The sequence below is a fragment of the Corallincola platygyrae genome (assembly GCF_039544265.1).
GTDB lineage: Bacteria > Pseudomonadota > Gammaproteobacteria > Enterobacterales > Neiellaceae > Corallincola > Corallincola platygyrae.
The window spans coordinates 46,499-72,489 of the sequence record NZ_BAABLI010000013.1 but is presented as its reverse complement, the minus strand read 5'-3'; the positions used below and the strand labels follow the sequence as shown (position 1 = coordinate 72,489).

The following is a 25,991-nucleotide window of genomic DNA, read 5'->3' as shown; positions in this document are numbered from 1 at the left end:
GGAAGCAGAAGTCACTTATTGAGAGCCCACTTGAGCAGATTCTGACAACTGAGATAACACCTGACCGACCGAAAATGGATAGCGGTCTAGTCCTGGATTGTAGAAGCGAGAAAATGCTTTGAAGTCGATGGATTTCCAGCTGGAGGGTTTCATCAACAAGGCCATTTTTTCCGAGTTGTATTGCGTCATCGGGTACATTGGGTCTCTCAGCGACACGCCAACTTCAGCAAAATCTTTTCCTTTAAAATAATCATGCAGCATCACCAGAACCCAAGCCGCCTCCATAAAATGACCACCCATTGATACATCGATGCTCCCCTCTTCCAACGCTTCTTTTGCCTCCAACGTCCAGTCGATACCGCCAATATGCTCTGGGATCTTGCGTCCGAGCTTCAGTGCTGAATCCACCACGCCCAACGCCATACCGTCGCTGGCAGCCCAAACAACCGATATTTGCGGATAACGGCGAATACCCATGATGTACTTTTGGCCTGCAGTTCTCGGGTCCCAATTACCTGCAACTAATTGGGTCAAAACCACATACTTGTGCTCTGAAACCGCTTGAAACAAGCCTTTCACACGCTCTACCGATGCCCCGGTATGGTGTTCTCCTTCTATTGCGAACAGGTAAACCTTGCCGTCTTCGGCCGGCGTAGCCAAAGCAATGAGGCGATTGGCGAGTTCATAACCTGCCTGCCGGTCATCAGGTAGCAGTTCACCGATCCAATACTCGTACTTTTCCCTGGGTTTGCCTAAGTCAAACTCTGGCGTAACACCAGAGTTCATCACGATGACGGGGACTTTTGCCGCTTCGGCTAACTCTATGATCTGCTTATCACGCTGCTTGAAGTTAATAAATACTAACGCATCTGGCTTATCTGCATTTGATAGGGCTTGTTCTACTTGTTGCACCATCAATATGTGGTTGCCATCAGCGTAATGGACCTTAAGTTCCATATCTAAGTCTGCTGCAGCAGCCTGTCCGAATCCCTCGACCAAATGGTAGAACATGTCTCCAGGGCCTCGAGTCAAAAACAGATCCACTTTGGCAACACGCGCTTGAGCGATTGAAGGGAAAACAAAGAAGAACATCGATAGCAGCACAATCAGGGTGCGATGCTTATTGCCGAGGGGGAATTTGATTGATCTATCCATAGACTCTGAGCCGCCAGATTCCATTGCGCATTTCCTCAAGCATAGTAAAGATGACGGCCTCAGCTTGAGTTTCTCAGTGTCAGCCTGAAACGACATTCAGAGAGCCGTTATGACTCACGCTTGACAGGATAGGGGCGCACCGTTTCCTGCTCATTGGCATCATTACGTGCCACTATGGCCACCGCATTTTCAGTTTGGCTTAAGTTAATTGGCTGATGTGGTACATTGGCGGGAATAAAAATGAAATCGCCCGCATGATTGATCACCTCCTGACTTAGGTTCTCTCCATATCGGGTTCTAACTGAGCCCTGCAGCATATAAATAGCGGTCTCATAGCCTTCATGAAAGTGAGGCTCAGCCTGCCCACCTGCGGGGATAACGACCATGTTCATCGAAATCCCTTTTGCTCCCGCAGTTTGTTCTGAAATACCAATAAAGTTAGGAAGTTTTTGCAGAGTATCAACGGAGACCTCTGGCCTAACAGTGATGATGTCGGCCTGGCTCATAGCTCGTCTCCATGTGAGTGTTTTGGCTGTTTATTTGGTTCTGAGGTAAACATCAGGCTGATGACGCTCCATCATTCGCTCAGGGTGTTTGGCGTCAGTAAATCCAAACCCTCGATACAGTCCGTGGGCATCAGCGGTGACCAACATAACACGCCGTAAATTTTGAACCTCAGGCTGGGACAGCAATGTATCGAGCATTCGCTTGCTGATCCCCTGCTGGCGATATTCTGATAAAACAAATACATCAGCTAGGTATGCAAAGGTCGCTCTATCAGTAACCAAACGTGCAAATCCAACCTGAGAGCTTTGGTCAAAAGCTCCGACACAGAAGGAGTTCGCAATGGCTGTCGCAACAACCTGTTTTGGAATGTTTTTCGCCCAATAGGAGTTTCGCAAAAAACGATGGATCATATCCAAATCCATCTCTTGCGAATTAAGGCTGATGTGGTAATCGACTGATGACACCTTCAACTCCGTTTGCACTGTTTAGGTCAAAGGTCGCGCGAGCCTGAGGACTTGTCAACGTTACTATGTATATTGCTCTAGCAACTGAGCAAGTGGTTGTGGCTCTGCCAGATAAAACCCCTGCAGATAGTCGACACCGATAGATTCGACGATCTCACAGATAGCTTGGTTTCGAACAAACTCAGCCGTGGTGCGAATATTCATGGCCTGACAAAGATTATTGAAATGCTCCACCATCAAGCGCTGTTGCGGATCAGTATCCATATCGCGAACTAACGAGCCGTCTAACTTAACGATCTGTGGCTTGAGCTTAAGGATTTCATTCAGGTTTGAATAGCCGGAGCCAAAGTCATCAATAATGACTCTCGCATGCAACTCGCTGAGCTGGCTGAGCTTTTTAGCGAATGCTTCGTAGTCTCGGATCTGCTCACTTTCCAGCACTTCAATACCGATTAACTCAGGCTGTTTTGCAGCCTTGATTTGCGCAAGCAGGCAAGCAAAGGTCTCATCATTAAACAGGTCCTGAGGAGCAACATTAATACTGTATCGCAAGCCCTGACTATCCATTTGGGCAATACTCAGTCGGATGATCTCCCGGCTAAGCTCACTGTAAAGATTGGTCTGACTAATTGCGGGAAGAAAAATCCCAGGAGGCAGGAACCCTTCTCCATCACGGATCCGAACCAAACACTCAACGGATGCGATTTGCCTGGTGCCCTGCTCAAAGATCGGCTGGCCAAAAATCTCCACGCCACCTTGCTCTAGTGCATTTTTGACAATTTCGATGGCCATCATCGCCTGTGATGGGTCGGCAATCAGCGTATCGGTTGGTCGATAGAAGCAGACAACCTGGTTGCCACTGAGTGCATCACGTCGGGCTTGCTTTGCCCGATGCAGCAACCGATTGAGTTTCACCTCTGATTGCGGCATTAGGCCGTTTGACTGAACCGCGACGCCCGCCTTCAAAACCACATTGGTATGGTGCAGTTCCCGGCCTTTTCTAAGAGGACATCGTTGGGATTCAATTCCTGAAATTAACTCTATCAAATCGCTGCGCATCGCCTTTTGCGAAGTTTGGCAGCAAACAGCCAGCAGCCATTCACTGCTGCTGAGTTGTAACAACACGTAGTCATTGCCCCAGCGTTGCTCACAGAATTGGTCTATTTGATGAGCGACCCAGGTAACAGCCTGATCACCAAAGTGGTCACCCGCACCATGGTTAATCCAACCCAGGTTACATAGCTTGATGACCACGATGCCCCTGAGTTTTTTGTAGGGCGCCAGTTGAGTGTTCATTTGGCTGCGGTTAGGCAACCCGGTCAAACGATGCTGTTGAATACTGCTGATTAAGGCTCTCGATTTCTCACCCACCTGCTGCTCCAAGTTGGCATTGAGCTGCGCCAAATCGATAAACGCTTGGTTGATGAGCGAAAACAATGGGCTCAAACTGCGATCAACAGGACGATGTTGACTGAATTCGGGTTGATCGACTGCTCGCGTTCTCGGCGTCTCAGCTAACCCCAGATAAGTCACACTGTGATGGGCAATGCGCTGTTCAGGCTCTGCGGAAAACTCACCGAAACAATAGGCCCCCGCACTTGGTGCCAACTGCTCGAAAACTTCCACTTCCTCTTCAATTGAACCATCACCATTAAACACCCGGGAAGCACAGTTGTAGAGGAAGATAGCTTCAGGCAGTTGCTCGTGCATTCCGCGTAACTCTTCACGAATACGGCTTTTTGACAGGTTAGGATGGAAATAGCTGAACTGGACCTTTTCTCCCTGCGGCAGCACTTCCGTCATCTGCATACTGCCGTCTTCATAAAGTGAAACCGGCGCACTGTAGACCATATCGCCCTGTGTTCTGCAGTAGATTGGAAAATCCTGGCACACTTCAAACTGACAATGCCCGTCAACACTGAAGTAACGGCTGTATGCCTCAATGACCGGCTCATTGTCCAGCGAATACAGTCGGTGGCCATCGGAATGCGTGACCGTCATTTCCCGACCTATGGGTATCCACTCAAGAAATGCGCGTTGCCAAACCTGCAGCTGCTGAGAATTCAACGTGACAGCAACAATGGTATTGGCGGAGACATGGGTATCTAGCATGACCCAAGGCCCCTGCGCCTCCTTAGAATGATCGGCGATACCACCGACGATCGGCACAGAGCAATGCTCTCGAGCACCTGCAAACATATGCTGATGCGAGGCATCAATACCGTGAGCAAAACTGATAATCGCTTTGCAGTCCTGCCGATGAACTTCTTTGACCAAAGCGTTGACATCGGAGGTAGCGGTTTCAGGTGAGATGGTATGCAGCCCACCAACGAGTTGTGTATGCTCTAACCTGAGCAACGAGACAACAATCGGGGCCTCGAACAGTTTGCCAAGACACAGCCCATTGTTGGTACTCATTCCCAGCACGACACTGTGCGGAAACACTCGCTTCAACTCAGAAGCGAGTGCACGAGCATCGCCTGTAGGCAGCGCGGCAAACACCTGTATCAAGTATTGGGCACTATCATCACTGACCACCTGCCAATGCGCCAGTTGCCCTAACGCATCGTCCAGGTTCGTAAAGTGATGATTATCTACACGCATATAGGCTTATCTTTATCCTTGATGATGATGCTGAGTTATCAGCATCACTCTGGGTGATAAACCTTAACATTAACAAAGCCTTGCTCATGGAGATAGAGGGCTTGCAGTTTGCTCATCACACCTTTGGCACAATATAGATGATAAGTCTTAGCTTGGTCGAGGTCACCGAACTGAGTACCGAGCTTGTAGAAAGGAAGGACTTCAACTTCAACGCCTTCAATCTCAAGCGGATCTTCCTCTTCCTCTTCTGGCGCTCGAATATCGAGAACAACAGCGTTGTCATCCAGCGCCGCTGCCAATTCAACTTCATCAACCTCTTGCGCGGTCGCCCGACCAATATCGCGAATATCTTCAACGATTGCGGCTTCAATCACTTTATCGATAAGATCTGGCGATAACTTAGCTTCTTCAGCTTCGACTTTAGACAGCACTGCTTTTACAGTCGGGCTCTTGGAGATCACACCACAATACTCTGGCATGGTAATGGAGATCTGCTCAGTACCAATCTTGCGTGCAATATCGATAATGGTTTGCTTATCGTACGCCGTCAGTGGACGCAGAATCAGTTGGTCGGTTGACCCATCAATTACACGCAGATTGGTCAGCGTCTGACTGGATACCTGACCTAACGCCTCACCGGTTACCAGCGCTTGAATACCAAAACGATCCGCTACCTGACTGGCGGCACGCATCATCAAACGCTTCAGGATCACACCCATTTGGCCGTTATCAACCCGCTCTAGGATCTCGGCAACAACCGGTTCAAAAGGTACGCTGACAAACTTCACTCGATGGCTTGCACCAAACTTGTCCCACAGGTAGTACGCCATCTGCTTTACGCCAATCTCATGGGCCGCACCGCCAAGATTGAAGAAACAGTAATGCACCCGGCTACCGCGGTTAATCATCATGTAACTGGAAACAGCGGAATCGAAACCACCGGAAATCAATGACAGCAAGTCTTCCTGGGTCGCAATAGGGAAGCCTCCCAAGCCCGGGTGAGTTGCAGTCACAATAAACAACTTATCTTTTTCAATTTCGACGCGCACAGTGACATCGGGATTTTTCAATTTCACCCCAGCAGTATTGCTGTGCTGGTTCAGACCACCACCGACATAACGCTCCACTTCAAGCGAACTAAAATCATGATCGCCGATACGACGAGCACGGACGCAGAAGGTTTTTCCCTCAAGTTTGTCACCCCAGACAGCCTGCACCTGCTCATATATGTTATGAACATCGGTGAACTCTGACTCCTGAACTTGCAGGAAGTGGGCAATGCCGGGGGTGCACTTAAGCGCTTCGATCAATCGCTCCGCTTGCTCTGGCGTTGCGCCATCACAAAGCACATCCATCTTGTCCCACTCCATCCGAACCTTGGTGCCTTCGTAGATGCGCTTGAGCACATTGCGGATATTCGACTGCAGGATCTTAGAAAAGCGCAATCTGACAGAGCGGCTTTTGATGGTGATTTCGGGGAACAATTTAACGATAAATCGCATGAGCGCGGAGGGCCTGTAATATCAACTACGAAATGCGCGGAGTATAGCGCAAGCAGAGGCTAGATGGCGAGCCGACAGGCCCGCCACTATTTTTAACAATTTAGAAAGCTGAGCTAAGGACCATTGACGCCGATTTCGTCAGACAGTTTGCTCTTTCCTTGAATGATGGATATTTCCACGCGGCGGTTACGACGCCGGCTATCCACTGTTTTGTTGGGCTCCAACGGCTGAGTATCGGCACGGCCTTCAACCACTAAACGGTGTTCGTCAAAGCCTGGGACTTTAACCATTTCGTGGGCAACGGCCACCGCTCGCTGCGCACTCAAGTCCCAATTGGAGCGATACAGCTCAGAGCTAATACGTTGATTATCGGTATGACCTGACACCGTAATAATGCCGGGCACTTCGTTCAGCAACTTACCAATATTCTGAATAATAGGTCGAAACTGTGGCTGCAAAAATGCTGAGCCACTGGGGAACGAACCCTTCTCTCTCACACGGATTGTGATCTGTTGGCCCAGAGCCTCCAGCTCCAATGCACCGTCTTCAATCTGCTCTTCCAACTGCTCAGCCAAACGTTTCATCAGCTCTTCTAGCTGTTCCTGATTAGCTGCCTCCGCTTCTGTGGGGGTCGCTGGCGTTGCATCTGTAGAAGTAGAGTCGGCGGCACCGCCACGGGCATCACCACGCTGCTTAAGTCGACCACCGGCAGAGTCTTCGTCTCCCGCCTGAAACTCCAGGGTTTGCTGGGTGACCTCAACGGTTTGCTGCTGAATATTTTCAATGGGCGTCGGGTCCGGGCGACCAGGGCGGAACTCCTGTGCGATAACACTGGTGCCTTTGGGAATGTCTTTCACTTCAATCTGGTTCTGCACACCAAAAGCGAACTTCATTGAGCCAGCAATCTGCTTGAACTTCATAACGTCCATCTCTGAGAACGCCAGCAACAGAACAAAGAAGCACATCAAGAGTGACATCAAATCGGCAAACGTACCCATATAGGCGGGTAGGCCGGGGGGCGGGCATTTATGCTCTTCGTCAGAATCAGCCATGGCTTAACCCTTACTCACCACCGGTGGTATCGATTTGGCGCTTGCTTTCGGCAAGATAATTCTTCAGAAGCGCTTCGATTACCCGAGGGTTTTGTCCATCCTGAATCCCCAAAACCGCATCCAGAATCAGTTTGCGGTTAAGCTTCTCTTCTTCAGCTCTCAGATTAAGTTTCGCGGTAATTGGGATCGCCACCATGTTCGCGAGGATCGCACCGTAGAGCGTTGTCAGCAACGCCACCGCCATCGCAGGCCCAATGGATTTCGGGTCATCCATGTTAGACAACATGGCTACCAGACCAATCAAGGTACCGATCATTCCCATCGCGGGCGCTACGTCACCGAGCGCTTTAAAGAAGCTGGCACCAAACTCATGGCGTGACGAGGTCATTTGAATATCTTTTTGCAGGGTATCACGTACCACTTCAGCGTCATGACCATCCACCAGCATGTCGACCCCTTTCTGCATAAAAGAGTTGCTGATTTCAGCCTCTTCCAACGCCAGAAAGCCACCTTTACGGGCGGCATCCGCCATTTCGACTGCTTTTTCAATCAGGTCTTCAGGCTTTTCCAACTTGAACATGAAGGCTTTAACGGTGATCTTCAATGCGGCAAAAAATTGGCCGATGCTGAACTGCATCATCACCACAAACATTGAACCCACCAGAACGATCAGTACCGACGGTACGTCGAAAAACATCCCCAGGTCGCCACCCAGAATCATGGCCATGACGACAAAACCAAATGCGCCCAGAATGCCTATCAGCGTTGCCAGATCCACTCATCACTCCCGTCGTTTATCTGTTCAGAGCCGCCTTTAAGGCGCAGTAATATGCCGACTATGATAGCGGCGCCTTGTTAACAGGGCAAAGGACCAGCCCACAAAATTGGCGATCACAACCAACTGTTTTGCTCCACTTTTTTATTATCGTCCCAGATTGAATAAGCGTTAGCTTTTTTATAACAAATGCTGAACGCAGATCACTGGCTCAGGCTAGATAACTCTTTTAGCAACTCTATACTAATCGTCGAACAGGCAATTATCGTTAACAAATTGACCCTAAATCAGTGCTGGGGTACCTTTGCCGCCTGAAATCATGAGGAGTCGGCATGGCTGCAAAAAAACCAGAAAATATGACGTTTGAGGCCACTCTGGACGAGCTGGAAACCATCGTTGGCGATCTGGAACAGGGCGATCTGCCACTGGAAGAAGCACTAAAGCAGTTTGAGCGTGGTGTTTCTCTGAGTCGTGCCGGTCAGCAAAAGCTGCAACATGCAGAACAGCAGGTGAAAATTCTGATGCAAACCTCTGAGGGTGAGCAGCTGGTCGACATGCCACAGGATGACACCATCGCGTGAATATCTCAGAGCAGCTCACTCAGCGTCAGCAAACCATTAATGCGGTTATCGAGCAGCAGCTTGCCGCCCTCCCCGATTCTGCGCCTGAACTGAAAGCGGCCATGCGCCATGCGGCTCTGTTGGGTGGCAAACGAGTCAGGCCCTACCTGGTATACACCACGGGAAAAATGCTTGGTGCGAGCGATGAACAACTTGCGCCAGCAGCCGCGGCCATTGAGTATATCCACGCATATTCACTGACCCATGACGACCTTCCCGCCATGGATAACGACGAACTCCGCCGTGGTCAGCCAACCTGCCACATCGCATTTGACGAAGCGACGGCAATTCTGGCTGGGGACGCATTGCAAACACTGGCATTTGAGACCCTAAGCCAGGCGGAACAGCTCTCCGCTGAATGTCGGCTTGCATTGACCCAACAACTGGCACAGGCTAGTGGTTATCTTGGCATGTGTGGTGGCCAGGCCATGGACATCGCAGCGACAGATTCTGAGATTTCGTTTGACCAGCTGCGCACCGTTCACAGGCTAAAAACAGGTGCGCTTATTCGTGCAGCAGTCAGCATGGGCGCAACCGTTGGTGGCGCATCTGAACAGGTAAAACGAGCACTGGATAAATATGCCAGTGCCATCGGTCTGGCTTTTCAGATCCAGGATGACATTCTGGATGTCACCAGCGACACCGAAACGCTGGGAAAACCGCAAGGATCGGATTCCGACTTGAATAAGAGTACATATCCAGCCATTCTCGGTTTAGAAGGCGCGATAGCTGAGGCGGAGCGCCAGCTCCAAGAAGCACTACACGCCCTGTCGGGATTGCCGTACAATTCCGATAATTTGGCCGAGTTTGCGCGCTTTGTCGTGCAGCGCTCTCGCTAACGTAGATTCGCTAAAGAAGATAAGAACAATAAGATGAGTGTCGATATCAACGACTATCCACTACTGGCAAAGGCACCACTGCCAGCCAATCTCAGAGAGCTGTCACAAGAGCAGCTGACTCAGCTGTGTGATGAACTGCGCCGCTTCCTGTTGGCTTCGGTAAGCCAAAGCGCGGGCCACCTTGCTTCCGGTCTGGGCACAGTCGAACTGACTGTAGCGCTGCACTATGTATACAACACTCCCTTCGATCGCCTGATCTGGGATGTCGGCCATCAAGCCTACCCTCACAAGATCCTGACCGGCCGTCGTGACCAGATGGAAACCATCAAGAAAAAAGATGGACTGCATCCTTTCCCATGGCGTGACGAAAGCGAATACGACACCTTAGGTGTAGGCCACTCTTCTACGTCAATCAGTGCGGCACTGGCGATGGCCATTGCTGCAGAACGAGAACAGCAGGGTCGCAAAGTCGTCGCCGTCATCGGTGATGGCGCTATGACTGCCGGCATGGCATTCGAGGCGATGAACCACGCAGGTGATATCGACCCGGATATGCTGGTGGTATTGAACGACAACGAGATGTCGATTTCAGAAAACGTGGGTGCACTTAACAACCACCTTGCCCGCGTGCTCTCCGGTAGCCTCTATACCAGCATCCGTGAAGGCGGCAAAAAGGTTCTTTCTGGTTTGCCACCGATTAAAGAGCTGGCTCGACGCACCGAAGAACATCTCAAAGGCATGGTTGTGCCGGGGACTTTCTTCGAAGAATTAGGCTTTAACTATATCGGCCCTATCGATGGTCACGACGTTGATGCACTGGTGGAGACCCTCCACAATATGCGTCAACTGAAAGGCCCTCAGCTTCTTCATGTGATGACCAAAAAAGGTAAGGGTTATGCCCCTGCCGAGAATGACCCCATTGGTTATCATGCGGTACCTAAATTTAATCCCGACGAAGCTCAACTGCCCAAGTCCACCCCCGGCCACCCAACCTACTCGAAAGTATTTGGCGACTGGTTGTGCGATATGGCAGAACAGGATGACAAACTACTCGCTGTTACCCCTGCTATGCGTGAAGGCTCAGGCATGGTCCGCTTTAGTCAGGAGCACCCTGACAAGTATTTCGATACGGCCATTGCTGAACAGCATGCGGTGACGCTGGCAGCAGGTTTCGCTTGTGAAGATTACAATGCGGTGGTTGCCATCTATTCCACCTTCCTGCAGCGTGGCTACGACCAGTTGGTCCACGATGTGGCCATTCAGAACCTGCCAGTGCTGTTCGCCATAGACCGTGCAGGTGTTGTCGGCTCCGATGGTCCAACTCACCAGGGCGCTTACGATCTGAGCTTTATGCGCTGCATCCCGAATCTGGTGATCATGGCGCCATCTGACGAAAACGAATGTCGCCAGATGCTCTACACCGGCCATACCCTGCAGCAACCTGCTGCAGTGCGCTATCCGCGAGGTCAGGGTCCCGGCGTTGAGTTGCAGAAAGAGATGAAAGCCGTGCCGTTAGGCCAGTCGAGAACGGTAAGAGAAGGCAGCGGCAATACCGCCACTGGCAGCGTTGCCATTCTTAGCTTCGGTACCTTGCTCTCCGCGGCAAAACAAGCCGCCGAAGAGCTGGATGCGACCGTTGTCGATATGCGTTTTATCAAGCCTCTGGATACTGCCATTATCGACCAGATGGCTGCCACACATGATGTGCTGGTAACGTTGGAAGACAACGTCATTATGGGTGGCGCAGGCTCTGCGGTTAATGAATACCTGATGAGCAGCAAACAGTGCAAACCCGTGCTCAATCTGGGCTTGCCGGATGAAATCATCAAGCATGGCGGTCAGGAAGAGATCCTTGCCGAGCTTGGCCTTGATGGCGAAGGCATAACCAACAGTATTCGCGATTACTGCGAACGCTAATCCTTGCTCATTGCAGAGTTAACAAAGCCGCCTTAAATCAGGCGGCTTTTTTATTGCGTTCGATCGCATCTTAGTAGTTTCGCGAAACAAGCTTCTTGATCATAGAGCCCCCGTTGATGAAACTCCCAAAGCAAAAGCAGGGAGAGGCTGCCCCACATGAATAAAGTACTTTTGCTAACACTGCCATTGCTGCTCACAGCGTGTGCCCGTATCGAGTACGTTTCTAACGATGCAGACACAGAAGCCAGAGTAAAGGAATCGTTAGGTTGGCTTTATACTGCTGATCCGGCAAAAGAGGCCAGTACCGCAATTGCTGACGGCGATTACCGATTCAGAGGTGTCTATGGTTACTCAGTCTCTGCGCCAGGCATCCCTAACGCATGTGTCCATTACACAGATATCAACCCAATAAACGGCACATCCGACACAAGAGCGAGTTATGAAGAAGCCAAACTAAACGCTATTGCTATTCAATACGCCACCTATTACAACTTTTACATACGACGTTACCTAGCTGAGCATCAAGGTTGGGATTGCTCCACAAAATAGTCCTTACAACCTAGTTGTTCTGTTTTACGCTCATATTGTGAAAGCTAGTTCGATTTTCATGCTGAACTCTTTCAGGCGTTAAAATGAATCACCTCTCAAAGGTTCTTCGCTTTAAAATCGTCTTCACACTTATAAGGTGATGTGGCCCCATGCTGCTTTTCCCACCTGTATGGCTCGAAGCAATGGCATGGTCCGCGCATTCGAACGACCTGTTTCTCCGGTTATCTGGTTAGGCATGCTTAGCGCTAAAAGTGAGTTATGGTTTTATCCTCAGCAATACCTTACCGGGCAACAGTTGATGACAATCATTGGGATGGGTTTGTTCGGCAACGTCGGTACCAGCCTCTATCATATCTACTACGGAGCAAGTTATGTTGCGAATTATCACCTGCGCAGTATTTTTGGCCCTCCAGTGTCCTGTGTTTGCCAAAAGCCCAGATGCTATCGCCATTGAAAGAGCGATATTTGATTACATCGAATCACAACATCAGGTGAATCCTGCATTAATGGAACGCGCACTGGATAGAGCGTTGGCCAAGCGAACCTATTGGCAAGATAAGCAGGGCAATGAATTTGTGATGGAAACCAGCTACGACTACATGATTGAATTGGCAGGTAGATATAACCGAGACGGCAGCCGATTTTCCGCTTCGCCTCGTGTAGAGATAGACATTTTCGACATCGACCAACGTGTCGCTTCAGCCAAACTTACCGTCGATGACTGGATTGACTACATGCACCTATACAAGACGGCAGAAGGCCAATGGAAGGTGCTCAATGTACTTTGGCAGATGCATGACACCCGAAAGCAGGTATCAACCAAATAGTAGGAACACACATGATTTCTCATATCTGCATTGGCACAAACGACTTTCTTGTCAGCTTTCGATTTTATGCATCACTGATGAAGTTGTTGGGGCTGAAGCTTAAGTTTTGTGATGATTCCAAACCCTGGGCGGCCTGGCACGGCCAAGATGACAGGCCACTGTTTATCTTGGGGACAGCATACAATGGCGACCCCCATAGCGCTGGCAATGGCCAGATGGTCGCATTCAATGCCAACAACAGAGCGATGGTTGACCAAGCTTATCAGCAAGCCATTGGTGATGGTGCCAAGTGCCAAGGCAGGCCCGGCCTGCGCCCTCATTATCACCCCAATTACTATGGCGCTTACTTCACAGACCCTGACGGCAATAAGATCTGTGTTGTCTGCCATAGCGCTGAATAAACACCAGAAGAGAGAACATATGATTTATCGCGCCACAGCTTCTGATACAACCACTGGTTCAGCAATAGACAAAGACGCCATTGCCGCGCTCTTCAAAGCTGTATTTTCCGCATCTGAAGGTGAGACTGAGGGGGCTTTAATCGGCGGGCTTGCCAAAGATATGTTCGATAAAACCCCACCGGATAAGCTATTCAATTTTGTCGCGGAGCATAAGCGCCAGATCGTCGGCTCGATTTTTTTCAGCCAGCTGGATTTTGGGGACGACAGTCTTGCTTATATTCTTTCACCTGTCGCAATACATACTGATTTCCAAGGTCAAGGTATAGGCCAGGCACTGATTAGATACGGGTTGGATGTGCTTAAAGAAAATGGCACTGAATGGGTGCTGACCTACGGAGATCCTAATTTCTACTGCAAAGTAGGATTCGAGCCGGTCTCAGATAAAAAGATTGTGCCACCAGTCCCCCTCTCCTACCCTCATGGTTGGCTAGGACAATCGCTCACCGAGACAGCGATAACAAACGTATCGGGAGCTTGTCGCTGCGTCGAAGCTTTATCCGATCCTATCTATTGGTAAAGGCGAGAGGAGCATGGCAAACCTGTTTGATGATATCCCAAAAGAGCTGTCTGAAGAGGTTTTTCAATATCTCCTCACCACAGAGTTTTTACGTATTGAACGCATCGTCTCCAAGGGCCATTCTTCCCCAAAGTCGGGTTGGTATGATCAAAGTGAAAACGAATGGGTTATGGTGTTATCAGGGTTTGGTGTGCTTGAGTTTGAAGATGGTAGAAAGATTACCCTAAATCCAGGCGACTATATCAACATCAAAGCGCATGAGAAGCACAAAGTCATAGCAACAGCACCAGAGGAAGTGACCGTCTGGCTGGCCATTTTCTATTGAATTGGTAGGTATGGTTTCAACTACCTCGCCCACATTGCGCCAGCCTGCCTAAGCTATCTCCATTAGCCGGATTGTTAAATCCACCTCACATCTAGCACAAGCTAAACTATGTAGCTAGACTGAAACGAGCTACAACTGTCTGATGTTTTTGAAAAAGATGTTCGTTTTTTTAGGTTGAGGCCAGCCATCTATGTTCAAGGCGAATAAAGCCATTAGTCGTCACTTCATTGAGTGTATCGGCATCGTAATGGTGCTTGTATTGTCACTGTGCTCACTTCCAACCTCTGCTGACAGTGATACCTCAACTGAGCTAACTGAAGGCTCAAACCTCACCGTTACCGACCTTCAAACCATTGCCATTGAACTTAAATATCTGGATGAAGTACTCACCTCTTCCGTACTCAGTTACGCCTTTACAGGCGATCCTAAATGGCTGACCCGTTATACCGAAAATGAACCACATCTAGACACCATTATCAAGCAACTGCTTGCTAACCCAAAGAAGCAAAACACCCAAATAATCAAGCGAATAGATGGTGCAAATAACGCACTTGTCGAAATGGAAAAACGTGCCATTTCACTTGTTCAAAGCGAACAACACCAAGCCGCAATGGCGCTGATAAACAGTGCCGAATACCGAAAGTACAAAGCGCAATATATGAACTCATTGCTCGAGTACATTGCAGCGCTGGAGGCTGCGGCACGATACAAGCAGGAAGAAAACCAACTGAACAGCGACATCCTTCGTTTTTCTGAAGAAGAAAAAGCATGGATCGAAAACAATGTTGTTCGTATCGGCGTTGAGCACTGGCCACCTATCGTTTTTATCGACAATGGCCAAGTCGCAGGTTTAGCAGGTACCTTGCTTCAAGAGTTAAGCAAACGCTCAGGTTTAGAATTCGAAATCGTCTCTGGCGAATGGAACACTCTGCTGTCGGAGTTTAACCAAGGCAACATCGAATTACTCCCGGTTACGTATTACAGTGAAGAGCGTGAAGAAAACGGCTTCTTTTCAGCTCCTTACTTCAAAATACGAGAGCTGTTTTACGTACTGGACGAGCGTGTAGACCTTCAATCCAATGACGACCTGTCCTTCGCTCGCGTGGCTATCCCTCAGGGTTACATCACTAACACAAAAGTCGCACAGAGCTACCCCAACATAGAGATTGTCTCCACCGAGCACATTGAAGAATCCATCAATCTGCTTACCACGGGTGAAGTCGACGCGATCATTGACGCAGAACTCATCATTGAAGACCGAATTAAAGCACGCGAAATAGTAGGAATACGCGCACTTGATGAAGACGCGATCCCTCCCTCGTTAATCCACCTGTATTCAGTCAAAACAGAACCGATTCTCCATCAGATACTACAAAAATCGATTGCGTCCATCTCTGCGGTTGATCTCCTTGAAACCCAGCAAGATTGGATACGCCCACCAGAAGAAAATGCGAATGCCGGACAACAAACCGGTGTCTTAGAGCTGGAGCCGATATGGATAATCGCTGCCTTAGTCGTAGCTTTGACGATCTTTGGCGCGGCAATTACCCGGCTGACACTAGGCGCAGATGAGTATAAGTTTGCGGCCAGATTTGGCTCTAAGAAGTTTAAATACTTCGCCCTGGCCATTTTGGTGATCCTGTCGATTCTATTGTTCGCTATCGCCAACAATTATGTTCAGCGAGTCAAAGCGAAGACATTTGATAGTATCGAATACAACCTCACATCGTTGATTACATCGACCCAGCAGCGCCTGAACAGTTGGGTGGAAGACGAGATCAGTACGTTGGAGATTATTGCCAGAAGTCCAAAGATGGTGGCAATTACCGAGGATTTACTCGCAACACCAAAAGACAAATCCTCCCTAGTCAACGCAATGGCGCAACGAGATGCCAGACGCTTCTTCGAAGAAATTCAGGATAACTTCGGCAGAATGGGATTCTTTATTATTTCCCCAGAAATGATAAGCCTGGCCTCCAAACGCGATACTAACGTCGGCACCATAAACTTCATCAGTCAGCGGCGTCCCGAGCTATTGGAACGCGTGCTGAATGGCGAAAGCGTTTTCATACCACCGATTCGCTCCGACGTGGCACTGGAATCACGAAGTGACAAAAATCCACCCACCATGTTTTTCGCTTCTCCGGTGACCAAACAAGGCGAAGTGATCGCGATTCTGACCAAGCGCATTAACCCTGAAGGGAAGTTTTCCCAAGTCCTCTCAGCTGGCTTTACCGGTAAGAGCGGTGAAACCTACGCCATAGATAAACAAGGCTTGTTACTTTCCAGACTGCGCTTTACTCAGCAAGTAAGAGACCTTGGTCTAATTGAAGCGGGGAAAGACCCCGTGTTGAACTTGCGAATAGCCGACCCCGGCACAGAGCTAAGTAAATCCCAGGCAGATTTTAGCGAGCAGGCAAATTGGCCGCTGACAAAAATGGCCAAAGAACTGACTAAGTTCATTAATGGCACGGACCTGAATGGCTATCGAGACTATCGCGGGGTAATGGTGGTAGGCAGTTGGCAATGGGACCACAAGCTGAGCTTAGGTCTAGTAACCGAAGTCGATGTCGCAGAATCATTTGAACAGTTTGCGCTATTTGAGACAACAGTATACGGCATTCTCAGCGCTGCTCTTTTCTTGATATTCGGCAGTACTCTGTTCACTCTGGCATTAGGTAAACGTGCAACGCAAGCCCTATCACGCTCTCAAGCTGAACTCGAAGTATTGGTTGAGGAACGCACTCACGAACTCAAACACACCTCAGCCCGTACTCAATCAATTATAGAAAACGCCTCAGATGGCATCGTCGTGGTAGACAGTGAAGGAGAAATCATAGAGTTCAGCCCTTCTGCCGAAACGATTTTCGGCTACAGCGCTAAAGAAGCAAAGGGACAGCCACTGACTCTTTTGATGGACGCTCCCTTCCATCTACCCAATTCTCCTGCAGGTACACAACCACAACCGGATAGCACACTACATGACTCCGTTGTCGAGACTGTCGGCGTAAGAAAAAATGGTCAGCAGTTTGATATGGAGGTTGCCATCAGCCATTCGCAGTTGGGAGACAGCGAGATCCATACTGGCATGATCCGAGATATCACCGCTCGCAAAGAGGCTGAACGTGAGTTAACCATGGCGAAGGAAGCGGCCGAAGAGGCGACCCGAGCTAAGAGTGATTTTCTTGCCAATATGAGCCATGAAATACGTACGCCCATGAATGCGATTATTGGTATCAGCTACCTAGCACTGCAAACCGATCTAAATCGCAAACAAAAAGACTACGTCAACAAGATCCATGGGTCGGCCAACTCATTGCTCGGCATCATCAATGACATTCTCGACTTTTCAAAAATTGAAGCGGGCAAAATGGAACTGGAGCAAGCGCCATTTTTCCTGCAAGACACCATTGATCAGGTCGTTCAGATCATTTCAGTGAAGAGCAAAGAGAAAGGGTTGGAACTGCTTATCGACCTTGCGCCGGAACTGCCATTGAATCTTATCGGCGACTCGCTACGTTTAGGTCAGGTACTCATCAACCTTGCCAATAATGCGATCAAGTTTACCGAACAAGGCGAAATCATCATCCGAATAGCGCCATTAAGCTCAGACGATGACTCAACCATGCTGCAGTTCTCTGTGCAGGATACTGGCATTGGAATGACCCAGGAACAGATGGCAAAACTGTTTCAATCCTTCAGCCAGGCAGACGCATCAACCACCCGCACTCATGGCGGTACCGGCCTGGGGCTGGCGATCTGTAAATCGTTGGCGGAGTTAATGCAGGGCGAGATATGGGTGGAAAGCGAACACGGGAAAGGTAGCACCTTCTATTTCACCGCCCAGTTTGGCCTTTCTGAACAGCACGAAAAAGCCGTGGCTTACCAGATCGCCGATCTGAGTGAGATGCCAATGTTGATCGTGGATGACAGTGCCGCAGCGCGGGAAATCCTCTACGCGATGGCAACAGAAATAGGCTTGCATGCTGACCTGGCCTCATCCGCCGAAGAAGCCATTGAAAAAATAAGACTCGCCGACACTAAGCAGACACCTTACCAACTGGTGCTTGCTGACTGGAAAATGCCGACCATGGATGGTGTTGAGATGGTCAGAACCCTGCAGCAATATGAGGCATTGGCGCGGCCTCCCAAAGTGATCATGATAACGGCGTTCGACCGTGATGAAATGCAGGAAGAGGCTCGCGATTTAGTGCTCGATGGCAGCCTGACTAAACCCATTACCGTCTCAACACTGCTCGATAGCATTATGTACGCCTTTGGCCGAGAAGGTGCCACCGCACCAGCTCAACAAGAGCATAAACTGGATCCTGATGCGGTAGCTCCGATACGAGGGGCAAATATTCTTTTGGTCGAAGACAACGATATAAACCAACAAATAGCGGTTGAACTTCTGGAACTGGTAGGCCTGCGCGTCAATGTTTCCGACAATGGCCAGATTGCCTTAGATATGCTGGCACAAGCGGATTATGACGCTGTACTTATGGATGTGCAGATGCCAGTCATGGATGGCTACGCCGCTACCCGAATCATTCGTGAAAACCCGAAATACCAGTCTCTGCCCATCATTGCGATGACTGCAAACGCCATGAGTGGCGACAGAGAGAAGTGTCTTGCTGCGGGCATGAATGACCACCTTGCCAAACCCATTGAGCCAAACGAAGTTTTCACAGCGCTATTGAAGTGGGTAAAACAGAGAGACTTCGATACTTCCGGGTTGGACAAACAATCGGAAGGTGGAGATAAATCAGAGACTCCAACTGATGTACCAGACCTGCCAGGCTTCGATACTGAAAGTGCACTCGCCCGAATGGCTGGTAGCGTAAATACTTACGTGAAGATGCTGCAACGCTTTATCGAAACAGAACAAGATTCGATTGAGCGAATAGAAACGGAAATAGAGCAGAGTGATACCCAGACCGCAGAGCGTACTTCACACACGCTCAAAGGCTTGGCCGGTAATATCGGTGCAGAGCAACTGGCCAAGGCGGCTAGCGAGCTTGAACAGGCATTGCGGGAATCAAATGAGCGTGAAGAGAGTGAGCCAACCGAACTGCTGCGAAAGGTTAACCCCCTGCTTGAAAATGCAAAAAAGGTCCTAAACAGCACCATAGAGACCATCACCAAAGCGCTGGAATCCGTTCAGGACAATGCCGATCGAGATGCGGTGCTCGCTGATAACGCGCCTATCGATAGCGAACAGCTCACAAGCTTGCTCCAACAGTTAGCAAACGAAATAGAGAACTATGAATTGACGGCCAATGAAACCTGCGATCTGATCGTATCAGCGTTAGAAAATGGTCCACTTAAGAGCGAGGCCCGAGAGCTGCAAAAATTTGTCGAAGGCTATGACTACGATGAAGCGCAAACAGCGCTGAACAAATTAGTGTCACGGCTTGAGTAAAAGTTAATGCTGCTATTGCTCGAAATCCTGCTCCGGATGCTATAAGTTAAAGGAGTAATTGAGGAGATTCGTATGGAAGTAACGGCGTCACCAAATAAGCAAAGTAGCAAGGAAAGCCGCATTGCCGAAGCGATCCATGAGGTTTGCGAGCCCAATTCTCACCTGACCGAAGCGATGGTAGAACGTTTTGGTGAAGCGCGTGATATTCCTGAACTCAGAGAGGCATTGCGCAGCCTTGAGCAGGAAATACACGAGGCCTATGCGGCAGCCCTAGAATCATTTTCCAGCAAGTAGTCACTCGATTTAGCGGGTTAAAAACAAAAACAGAGGCTTCAGCCTCTGTTTTTTTATGTGCGAAATCTAGCCCAAGTAAATAAGTGCCACCTGCAACACACCCCAGGCAAACACACCTGCGATCACATCATCAATCATAATGCCGAAGCCGCCGGATACGCGCTTATCGAGCCAACGGATAGGCCAGGGCTTAACAATATCGAAAAAGCGAAACGCCACAAATGCGGCCAGGATCCAGGGCCACTGAACGGGCACCCAAAACAGGGTGATGAGCATGCCGACCACTTCATCCCAGACGATGCCACCGTGATCATGCACACCCAAGTCGTCGCTGGTTTTACCGCAGATCCAGATGCCGACAATCGCCATCACGGCCACAATTGCCAGATATAGCCAGTCAGCCAAAGGTAGCATCAAGAAGTAGAATGGGAATGCCGCAAGTGTTCCCCAGGTGCCTGGCGCCTTTTTAGCGAGCCCTAAGCCAAAGCCAGTCGCTAAGATGTGTACAGGATCTTTGAGATTAAACTGTGCACTCGACATAATTCAGTCGTTATCCCTAAATGGGTCCCACCCCTGCCATTGCTCTGATAGTGGCTCGCCACCGCAGGTCACCACCACTTCACCTCTGCCAGGCTTAAAGCGGCCTATGCAGGTGAACGGTACCGCAAAGTGCTGAAGTGCTGTATCCACAGAGCCACGGCTCTCTTCGGGCACGGCAAACAGTAGTTCGTAATCATCACCACCAGCGAGCTGATACTTGAGACGTTGATGATCTGGCACGCTGGCTTTTAATGCAGCAGACAAAGGCAGCTGCTCTGATATGACTTCCACATCACAGCGAGACGCAGATGTCATATGTTGTAGGTCCTGCAACAAGCCATCAGAAATATCGATCGCAGCAGAGGCTAACCCCTTTAAAGACTGGCCAGCTGCGACACGAGGTGTGGGATACAGCAATCGTTTTTCCAATGCGTCCCTCACATCTGCAGACTCAGTGATTTCAGCTCTAGGCGTTTGCAGGAGTTCCAAACCTCGACGGGCATCGCCAGGCGTGCCTGTGACATAGAGCCAGTCACCCGGTTTGGCACCACTGCGTTTCATTGCTTTGTCTTTCTGAACCAAGCCCTGCGCGGTCATGGTGATTGAAAGCGGTCCACGCGTGGTATCACCACCGATAAGAGATACGCCGTAGTACTCGCATATATCGGCCACCGAATGCGCAAACGCATCCAGCCAGTCATGGCGACTATCTGGCAAGGTGATCGCCAATGACATCCATGCCGGCTCTGCACCCATTGCCGCCAAATCGCTTAGATTTACCGCGACCGCTTTGTGGCCAAGAGCATGGGGAGAAACATCGGGGAGGAAATGCACACCGGATACAAGGGTATCGGTGGTAACTACGAGGGCGTGAGACTCTGGTACTTCCAGAAGGGCGGCATCATCGCCGATGCCAAGCAGCACGTCTTTACGTCCTGCGCCACGCCCGGCGAAGTGCCGGGCGATCAGTTCAAACTCAGTCATGTTTCTCGGATTATCCCGGACGATTCAGGCTGTTGCCTAACTTATCCAACACACCGTTGATGAATTTGTGGCTATCGTCGCTGGCAAACGCTTTTGCCAGTTCAATGCCCTCATTGATGATTACGCGGTATGGCACATCGTTACGATGCAGCAACTCATATGCACCCAGGCGCAGAATCGCTTTATCGATCTGGTCAACATCAGAAAATGGGCGGCTAACAAAATCGCCCAGTTTATTGTCCAGCTCGCTCAAGCGAGAAGATACACCACTCAGCAGATCGCGGAAGTAGTCAAAATCTACCTGTGTCGGATCATTATCAGTGACGTACTGCAATTCAATGTCAGCAATACTGTCGTTGGTCATTTGCCACTGGTAGATGGCTTGCAACGCAATGCGTCTTGCCTTACGGCGTGCAATAGGTTTCACGGTAACTCCAATTAGATCGCAGAAAGCACGTTCACCATTTCCAGGGCACCCATGGCAGCTTCGCCACCTTTGTTGCCTGCTTTGGTGCCAGCTCTCTCGATAGCCTGCTCGATGGTATCAGTGGTAAGTACACCGAATGCGACTGGAATTTCTGAGTCCAGAGACACTTGAGCCAGACCTTTATTACATTCACCGGCCACGTAATCAAAGTGAGGTGTACCGCCACGAATAACCGCACCCAGTGCGATAATGGCGTCAAACTCACCTTTGTTAGCAACTTTCTTGGCTGCCAGTGGCAGTTCATAAGCACCTGGCACACGTACAACAGTGATGTTGTCGTCAGATACCTGACCCACACGTTTCAGCGTGTCGACCGCGCCTTCAAGCAGGCTTTCTACGATAAAGCTGTTGAAACGCGAGATAACAATCGCGATTTTCGCGTTGGGAGCTGCAATAGCGCCTTCAATTACTTTCATGGATCTTCCTTAAAAAGATAGATGACCCGGGTGACCGGCAGAAAAACCGCGTAATGATAGCACAACACCGGGTCATGTCGGGAATTTACTCTGGTAGATATTCCACCACTTCTAAACCGAAGCCTGCCAAGGCGTGATAACGCTTCGGCGAGCTCAATAAACGCATCTTGTGAACATTCAGATCCGCCAGGATCTGGCTGCCAATACCTACTCTGCGAGAGGTTCCCTGCCACTTGGCTGCCGCCGGCTGCTCACCCTTATCCTCTTTTTCAAAGGTTTTCAGATGGGCCAAAAGCTCTTCGTTACTCTCCTCACGTCCGAGCAACACAATCACCCCACCCTCTTCTGAAATCTTCGAAAACGCTTTTTCCAGTGGCCAGCTACGTGTCGCCGCACGATCACTCAGCAGAATGTCATTCATAAAACTCTGCAGATGCACACGCACCAGCGTTGGTTCGTCGGGTGATACTTCACCTTTGACCAAGGCAAAATGGAGCTGGTCATCAATGATATCGCGGTAAGTAATCAGCTCGAATTCGCCGTAGGCGGTTGGCAAGTGGCACTGAGCAACACGCTCAATGGTGGTTTCATTCAGGTTACGGTACTCGATCAGGTCAGCAATGGTACCCATCTTGATACCCTGCTTCTTCGCCAGTACTTCCAACTCAGGACGACGAGCCATGGTGCCGTCTTCATTCAGGATCTCTACGATCACGGCCGCCGATTCAAAGCCTGCCAGCCGGGCCAGATCGCAACTGGCCTCGGTATGCCCGGCGCGGGTCAGAACCCCGCCCTCTTCGGCAATCAATGGGAAAATATGACCCGGCTGAACCAAGTCGCTGGCATGGGCATCAGGAGCAACCGCAGCCTGTACTGTCTTGGCGCGATCTGCAGCTGAAATACCGGTAGTTACCCCTTCGGCGGCTTCGATAGAGACGGTAAATGCCGTTGAGTACTGAGCATTGTTGTTGTCTACCATCAGCGGCAGGTTCAAGCGCATGGCGCGCTTCTTATCCATCGGCAGGCAGATCAAACCACGACCATGAGTTGCCATAAAGTTGATCGCTTCTGGCGTCACTTTTTCCGCGGCCATCACGAAGTCACCTTCGTTCTCACGGTCTTCATCATCCATCAGGATGACCATCTTGCCCTGACGAATATCTTCAATCAGCTCTTCGATGCTGTTTAATGCCATTAGATGCCTGCCTTTATTATTTTGAGACTCGATTATCGAGTACCGCTGGTATCAGGGCCTGTCGATACCAACAAGGGAATACAAAGAAAGAATGCACTGCCCATTAAATGGGGTTACACAAGCCTAATTCAATGATCTGCTCATGCAATTTTACGATTTCAGGGATGTCTACTTGAGAAAACCTGCACGCGCCAGACTTTCCAGCGACACTCCCTGGCTATCACTGTGGCTGTCAGCCACTTTATCACCCATCATCAATCGCTCCAGATAGCGTGCGATCTGGTCTACTTCCAGATTCACCTTGGTACCGGCCTGGAACGATTGGATCGTCGTTTCATCTGCGGTATGTGGCACGATAGTGAGCTTGAACCGCGCACCATCCACCGCATTCACAGTGAGGCTGATACCATCCACACAAATAGAACCTTTCTCGGTGATGTAACGGGCCAGATGCGCAGGTGCTTCCAGCCAGAACTCGATGGCTCGGCCTACACTTTCGCGGCTCACCACTTCTGCCAGTGCGTCGACATGACCACTGACTAAATGACCACCTAAGCGCGTGGTCGGTGTGACGGCCTTTTCCAGGTTAACCTTGGCACCTTTGCCGAGCTGACTAAAACCGGTTCGAGACAGTGTTTCCGTTGATAAATCAGCCGAAAAACTGTCGCTGGTCAGCGATACCACGGTAAGACAAACGCCGTTCGAGGCAATACTGTCGCCCAACTTCACATCCGAGAGATCCAGTTTGCCGGTCGCGATCTCAAGCGTGACATCAGCGCCTTTGGGCTGAACACGACGGATATGACCTACCGCTTCGATAATTCCTGTAAACATAAATTAGATCTGCTTTTCTATTCACTATGGGCTGGGCGCAATGGGTTGGGAAATAATACGAATATCGTCCCCCACTTGGCGCACATCTCGCCATACCAATTCAGGCAACTGGTTCATCTCAGTGTATTCTGACAAACCCAACAAGCCTTGTGCACTATTCCCCATTAATTTGGGCGCCAGATAGAGGATAAATTCATCTACCAGTTTGGCATCAATCAGTGCACCAGCCAGGCGGCTGCCAGCTTCGACCCAAATCTCATTGATTTCACGCTTCGCCAACGTGGCCATCAATACCCTCAGATCCAGCTTGTTGTTTGATTCTGTAATCGCCAGTTGGTCAGTCTGTGCAGGCCATTCACATAACTCAGCACCGTCTTTACGTGCAACCCAAATATCACCGGGCAGATCAAACATCTTCAAATCTGGTGTCAGCTGAGCGCGACCATCGACAATCACTCTAACAGGCTGACGAACGTCCCCTGGATAGGGCTCCGACAACTGCTCTGGCCTTACATTGAGCGATGGGTTATCAATCAGTGCCGTACCGCTACCGGATAAAATTGCACAGCTACGGGCCCGCCAATGCTGGACATCGGCTCTGGCGTCTGGCCCTGTGATCCACTGACTTTTACCGTTACTTAGTGCGGTACGTCCATCTAGCGTTGCAGCCATTTTCAAGCGGACATAGGGCATGCCTGTTTGCATTCGTTTGATAAAGCCGGGATTAAGCGCCTTGGCCTGCGCTTCCAGCAGCCCATATCGTACCCGAATACCAGAGGCTTCCAGCAAACCAATGCCCTTACCCGCTACCAGCGGATTAGGATCAACCATCGCCATGATCACTTCATGGACACCCGCATGCACCAGCGCTTCAGCACAGGGCGGCGTGCGGCCATAATGGCTGCATGGCTCTAAGGTGACATAACAGGTAGCGCCAACGGCTTTTTCACCGGCCGCGGCTAGTGCATTCACTTCTGCGTGTGCTTGTCCTGCGCGTTTGTGATAACCCTCGCCAACGATTTCGCCATCTTTGACGATGACGCAGCCGACCCTGGGGTTGGGTGACGTGGTGAAGAGCGCTTTTTCCGCCAGATAAATAGCGCGTTGCATATAGCGATGATCATCAACGCTGAATTGAGACATGTTAGAACTCTTGCGTCAGATAGAAACTACGAGTTAGCAGGCACGCTAGCTCGTATGGTTGTTGCTTAGTTTAGCGATTGCGTCTTCAAACTCACCGATGCTCTCGAAAGAGAGATAAACCGAAGCGAAACGGATATAAGCCACTTTATCGAGTTTTTTCAGTGCATCCATCAGCAGTTCGCCAACAAACTTACTGCCAACCTCGCGTTCACCGGTGGCGCGCAGCTTAGACTTGATATCAGCGACAGTTTGCTCAAGCTGTTCTGCGCTAACAGGGCGTTTTTCAACAGCTCGCAACAAGCCATTGCGCAGCTTATCTTCATTGAACGGCTCTCGGCTGCCATCACGCTTAATCAGTCGTGGCATCACCAGTTCAGCAGTTTCAAACGTAGTGTATCGTTCGTGGCAATTAGTGCATTCACGACGCCTGCGTACCTGGCTACCATCAGCGACTAAACGGGAGTCGATAACTTTGGTGTCAGGGGCAAAACAGAATGGACAATGCATAGGCTCTCCTCGGGCATCCGCCCACCATAGCAACTCTGGCCGTAAATTGCAGCCG

General features: G+C 50.0%; 25 protein-coding genes. 10 read left to right on the top strand and 15 right to left on the bottom strand.

Annotation, left to right across the window (positions count from 1 at the left end; translation table 11 throughout):
* Positions 1–15: 15 nt before the first annotated feature.
* The 7 genes from ABEA14_RS11060 to pomA form a co-directional block, all read right to left on the bottom strand.
* The gene (locus ABEA14_RS11060) at positions 16–1,179 is read right to left on the bottom strand and encodes an ABC transporter substrate-binding protein (RefSeq protein ID WP_345340064.1); all 1,164 of its coding nucleotides are present in this window, start codon (positions 1,177–1,179) and stop codon (positions 16–18) included.
* 83 nt (positions 1,180–1,262) lie between these two features.
* Positions 1,263–1,661 carry a cupin domain-containing protein gene (locus ABEA14_RS11055; protein ID WP_345340063.1) on the bottom strand — a complete coding sequence of 133 codons (399 nt, stop codon included), beginning with the start codon at positions 1,659–1,661 and terminating at the stop codon, positions 1,263–1,265.
* Between the two features lie 30 nt (positions 1,662–1,691).
* Positions 1,692–2,126, bottom strand: a complete 435-nt coding sequence (locus ABEA14_RS11050) for a GNAT family N-acetyltransferase (protein WP_345340062.1) — start codon at positions 2,124–2,126, stop codon at positions 1,692–1,694.
* Between the two features lie 63 nt (positions 2,127–2,189).
* Entirely contained in the window at positions 2,190–4,730 is a 2,541-nt protein-coding gene (locus tag ABEA14_RS11045; RefSeq protein ID WP_345340061.1) for a bifunctional diguanylate cyclase/phosphodiesterase, read from the bottom strand.
* Between the two features lie 44 nt (positions 4,731–4,774).
* Positions 4,775–6,232 (bottom strand): tRNA uracil 4-sulfurtransferase ThiI, encoded by a 1,458-nt coding sequence (thiI, locus tag ABEA14_RS11040; RefSeq protein WP_345340060.1) that lies wholly within the window; start codon positions 6,230–6,232, stop codon positions 4,775–4,777.
* A 113-nt stretch (positions 6,233–6,345) separates the two neighbouring features.
* Positions 6,346–7,284: a flagellar motor protein MotB gene (locus tag ABEA14_RS11035; protein ID WP_345340059.1), complete on the bottom strand. Its 939-nt coding sequence runs from the start codon at positions 7,282–7,284 to the stop codon at positions 6,346–6,348.
* 10 nt (positions 7,285–7,294) lie between these two features.
* Positions 7,295–8,062 (bottom strand): flagellar motor protein PomA, encoded by a 768-nt coding sequence (pomA, locus tag ABEA14_RS11030; protein WP_345340058.1) that lies wholly within the window; start codon positions 8,060–8,062, stop codon positions 7,295–7,297.
* A 329-nt stretch (positions 8,063–8,391) separates the two neighbouring features.
* Between pomA and xseB the strand changes: the two genes are divergently transcribed.
* The 10 genes from xseB to ABEA14_RS10980 all read left to right on the top strand — a co-directional run bounded on the left by xseB (position 8,392) and on the right by ABEA14_RS10980 (position 19,830).
* Positions 8,392–8,640 carry an exodeoxyribonuclease VII small subunit gene (gene xseB / locus ABEA14_RS11025; RefSeq protein ID WP_345340056.1) on the top strand — a complete coding sequence of 83 codons (249 nt, stop codon included), beginning with the start codon at positions 8,392–8,394 and terminating at the stop codon, positions 8,638–8,640.
* A 2-nt stretch (positions 8,641–8,642) separates the two neighbouring features.
* Positions 8,643–9,518 carry a (2E,6E)-farnesyl diphosphate synthase gene (ispA, locus tag ABEA14_RS11020; protein ID WP_345340118.1) on the top strand — a complete coding sequence of 292 codons (876 nt, stop codon included), beginning with the start codon at positions 8,643–8,645 and terminating at the stop codon, positions 9,516–9,518.
* Positions 9,519–9,551: 33 nt separating this feature from the next.
* Positions 9,552–11,435, top strand: coding sequence for a 1-deoxy-D-xylulose-5-phosphate synthase (gene dxs / locus ABEA14_RS11015; protein ID WP_345340055.1), 1,884 nt, complete (start codon positions 9,552–9,554; stop codon positions 11,433–11,435).
* Positions 11,436–11,591: 156 nt separating this feature from the next.
* Entirely contained in the window at positions 11,592–11,984 is a 393-nt protein-coding gene (locus ABEA14_RS11010; protein WP_345340054.1) for a hypothetical protein, read from the top strand.
* Between the two features lie 371 nt (positions 11,985–12,355).
* Positions 12,356–12,811, top strand: a complete 456-nt coding sequence (locus ABEA14_RS11005) for a nuclear transport factor 2 family protein (protein ID WP_345340053.1) — start codon at positions 12,356–12,358, stop codon at positions 12,809–12,811.
* 11 nt (positions 12,812–12,822) lie between these two features.
* Positions 12,823–13,212: a VOC family protein gene (locus ABEA14_RS11000; RefSeq protein WP_345340052.1), complete on the top strand. Its 390-nt coding sequence runs from the start codon at positions 12,823–12,825 to the stop codon at positions 13,210–13,212.
* Between the two features lie 19 nt (positions 13,213–13,231).
* Entirely contained in the window at positions 13,232–13,789 is a 558-nt protein-coding gene (locus ABEA14_RS10995) for a GNAT family N-acetyltransferase (protein WP_345340051.1), read from the top strand.
* 13 nt (positions 13,790–13,802) lie between these two features.
* Positions 13,803–14,114 (top strand): cupin domain-containing protein, encoded by a 312-nt coding sequence (locus ABEA14_RS10990; protein WP_345340050.1) that lies wholly within the window; start codon positions 13,803–13,805, stop codon positions 14,112–14,114.
* Between the two features lie 190 nt (positions 14,115–14,304).
* The gene (locus tag ABEA14_RS10985) at positions 14,305–19,536 is read left to right on the top strand and encodes a response regulator (protein WP_345340049.1); all 5,232 of its coding nucleotides are present in this window, start codon (positions 14,305–14,307) and stop codon (positions 19,534–19,536) included.
* Between the two features lie 72 nt (positions 19,537–19,608).
* Positions 19,609–19,830: a hypothetical protein gene (locus ABEA14_RS10980; protein WP_345340048.1), complete on the top strand. Its 222-nt coding sequence runs from the start codon at positions 19,609–19,611 to the stop codon at positions 19,828–19,830.
* Between the two features lie 66 nt (positions 19,831–19,896).
* On the opposite strand, the gene ABEA14_RS10975 is transcribed toward ABEA14_RS10980, so the two are convergent.
* From ABEA14_RS10975 to nrdR, 8 genes are all read right to left on the bottom strand, one after another.
* Positions 19,897–20,370: a phosphatidylglycerophosphatase A family protein gene (locus tag ABEA14_RS10975; protein ID WP_345340047.1), complete on the bottom strand. Its 474-nt coding sequence runs from the start codon at positions 20,368–20,370 to the stop codon at positions 19,897–19,899.
* Between the two features lie 3 nt (positions 20,371–20,373).
* On the bottom strand, positions 20,374–21,354 hold the full coding sequence (thiL, locus tag ABEA14_RS10970) for a thiamine-phosphate kinase (protein WP_345340046.1): 981 nt from the start codon (positions 21,352–21,354) through the stop codon (positions 20,374–20,376).
* Positions 21,355–21,364: 10 nt separating this feature from the next.
* Positions 21,365–21,781 (bottom strand): transcription antitermination factor NusB, encoded by a 417-nt coding sequence (gene nusB, locus ABEA14_RS10965; RefSeq protein WP_345340045.1) that lies wholly within the window; start codon positions 21,779–21,781, stop codon positions 21,365–21,367.
* An 11-nt stretch (positions 21,782–21,792) separates the two neighbouring features.
* Positions 21,793–22,257 (bottom strand): 6,7-dimethyl-8-ribityllumazine synthase, encoded by a 465-nt coding sequence (gene ribH, locus ABEA14_RS10960; RefSeq protein WP_345340044.1) that lies wholly within the window; start codon positions 22,255–22,257, stop codon positions 21,793–21,795.
* Positions 22,258–22,342: 85 nt separating this feature from the next.
* Positions 22,343–23,452 (bottom strand): bifunctional 3,4-dihydroxy-2-butanone-4-phosphate synthase/GTP cyclohydrolase II, encoded by a 1,110-nt coding sequence (gene ribBA / locus ABEA14_RS10955; RefSeq protein ID WP_345340043.1) that lies wholly within the window; start codon positions 23,450–23,452, stop codon positions 22,343–22,345.
* Between the two features lie 168 nt (positions 23,453–23,620).
* Positions 23,621–24,286: a riboflavin synthase gene (locus ABEA14_RS10950; protein WP_345340042.1), complete on the bottom strand. Its 666-nt coding sequence runs from the start codon at positions 24,284–24,286 to the stop codon at positions 23,621–23,623.
* Positions 24,287–24,310: 24 nt separating this feature from the next.
* Complete coding sequence (gene ribD, locus ABEA14_RS10945) at positions 24,311–25,429, bottom strand: bifunctional diaminohydroxyphosphoribosylaminopyrimidine deaminase/5-amino-6-(5-phosphoribosylamino)uracil reductase RibD (RefSeq protein WP_345340040.1); 1,119 nt, start codon at positions 25,427–25,429, stop codon at positions 24,311–24,313.
* 45 nt (positions 25,430–25,474) lie between these two features.
* Positions 25,475–25,936 carry a transcriptional regulator NrdR gene (gene nrdR, locus ABEA14_RS10940; protein ID WP_345340039.1) on the bottom strand — a complete coding sequence of 154 codons (462 nt, stop codon included), beginning with the start codon at positions 25,934–25,936 and terminating at the stop codon, positions 25,475–25,477.
* Positions 25,937–25,991: the final 55 nt, after the last annotated feature.

Excerpts from the sequence above, each read along its gene's own strand:
- ABEA14_RS11060 (WP_345340064.1), bottom strand. The coding sequence starts at position 1,179 with ATGGAATCTGGCGGCTCAGAGTCTATGGATAGATCAATCAAATTCCCC.
- ABEA14_RS11055 (WP_345340063.1), bottom strand. The coding sequence starts at position 1,661 with ATGAGCCAGGCCGACATCATCACTGTTAGGCCAGAGGTCTCCGTTGAT.
- ABEA14_RS11045 (WP_345340061.1), bottom strand. The coding sequence starts at position 4,730 with ATGCGTGTAGATAATCATCACTTTACGAACCTGGACGATGCGTTAGGG.
- thiI (WP_345340060.1), bottom strand. The coding sequence starts at position 6,232 with ATGCGATTTATCGTTAAATTGTTCCCCGAAATCACCATCAAAAGCCGC.
- ABEA14_RS11035 (WP_345340059.1), bottom strand. The coding sequence starts at position 7,284 with ATGGCTGATTCTGACGAAGAGCATAAATGCCCGCCCCCCGGCCTACCC.
- xseB (WP_345340056.1), top strand. The coding sequence starts at position 8,392 with ATGGCTGCAAAAAAACCAGAAAATATGACGTTTGAGGCCACTCTGGAC.
- dxs (WP_345340055.1), top strand. The coding sequence starts at position 9,552 with ATGAGTGTCGATATCAACGACTATCCACTACTGGCAAAGGCACCACTG.
- ABEA14_RS11010 (WP_345340054.1), top strand. The coding sequence starts at position 11,592 with ATGAATAAAGTACTTTTGCTAACACTGCCATTGCTGCTCACAGCGTGT.
- ABEA14_RS11005 (WP_345340053.1), top strand. The coding sequence starts at position 12,356 with ATGTTGCGAATTATCACCTGCGCAGTATTTTTGGCCCTCCAGTGTCCT.
- ABEA14_RS11000 (WP_345340052.1), top strand. The coding sequence starts at position 12,823 with ATGATTTCTCATATCTGCATTGGCACAAACGACTTTCTTGTCAGCTTT.
- ABEA14_RS10995 (WP_345340051.1), top strand. The coding sequence starts at position 13,232 with ATGATTTATCGCGCCACAGCTTCTGATACAACCACTGGTTCAGCAATA.
- ABEA14_RS10990 (WP_345340050.1), top strand. The coding sequence starts at position 13,803 with ATGGCAAACCTGTTTGATGATATCCCAAAAGAGCTGTCTGAAGAGGTT.
- ABEA14_RS10985 (WP_345340049.1), top strand. The coding sequence starts at position 14,305 with ATGTTCAAGGCGAATAAAGCCATTAGTCGTCACTTCATTGAGTGTATC.
- ABEA14_RS10980 (WP_345340048.1), top strand. The coding sequence starts at position 19,609 with ATGGAAGTAACGGCGTCACCAAATAAGCAAAGTAGCAAGGAAAGCCGC.
- ABEA14_RS10975 (WP_345340047.1), bottom strand. The coding sequence starts at position 20,370 with ATGTCGAGTGCACAGTTTAATCTCAAAGATCCTGTACACATCTTAGCG.
- thiL (WP_345340046.1), bottom strand. The coding sequence starts at position 21,354 with ATGACTGAGTTTGAACTGATCGCCCGGCACTTCGCCGGGCGTGGCGCA.
- ribH (WP_345340044.1), bottom strand. The coding sequence starts at position 22,257 with ATGAAAGTAATTGAAGGCGCTATTGCAGCTCCCAACGCGAAAATCGCG.
- ribBA (WP_345340043.1), bottom strand. The coding sequence starts at position 23,452 with ATGGCATTAAACAGCATCGAAGAGCTGATTGAAGATATTCGTCAGGGC.
- ABEA14_RS10950 (WP_345340042.1), bottom strand. The coding sequence starts at position 24,286 with ATGTTTACAGGAATTATCGAAGCGGTAGGTCATATCCGTCGTGTTCAG.
- ribD (WP_345340040.1), bottom strand. The coding sequence starts at position 25,429 with ATGTCTCAATTCAGCGTTGATGATCATCGCTATATGCAACGCGCTATT.
- nrdR (WP_345340039.1), bottom strand. The coding sequence starts at position 25,936 with ATGCATTGTCCATTCTGTTTTGCCCCTGACACCAAAGTTATCGACTCC.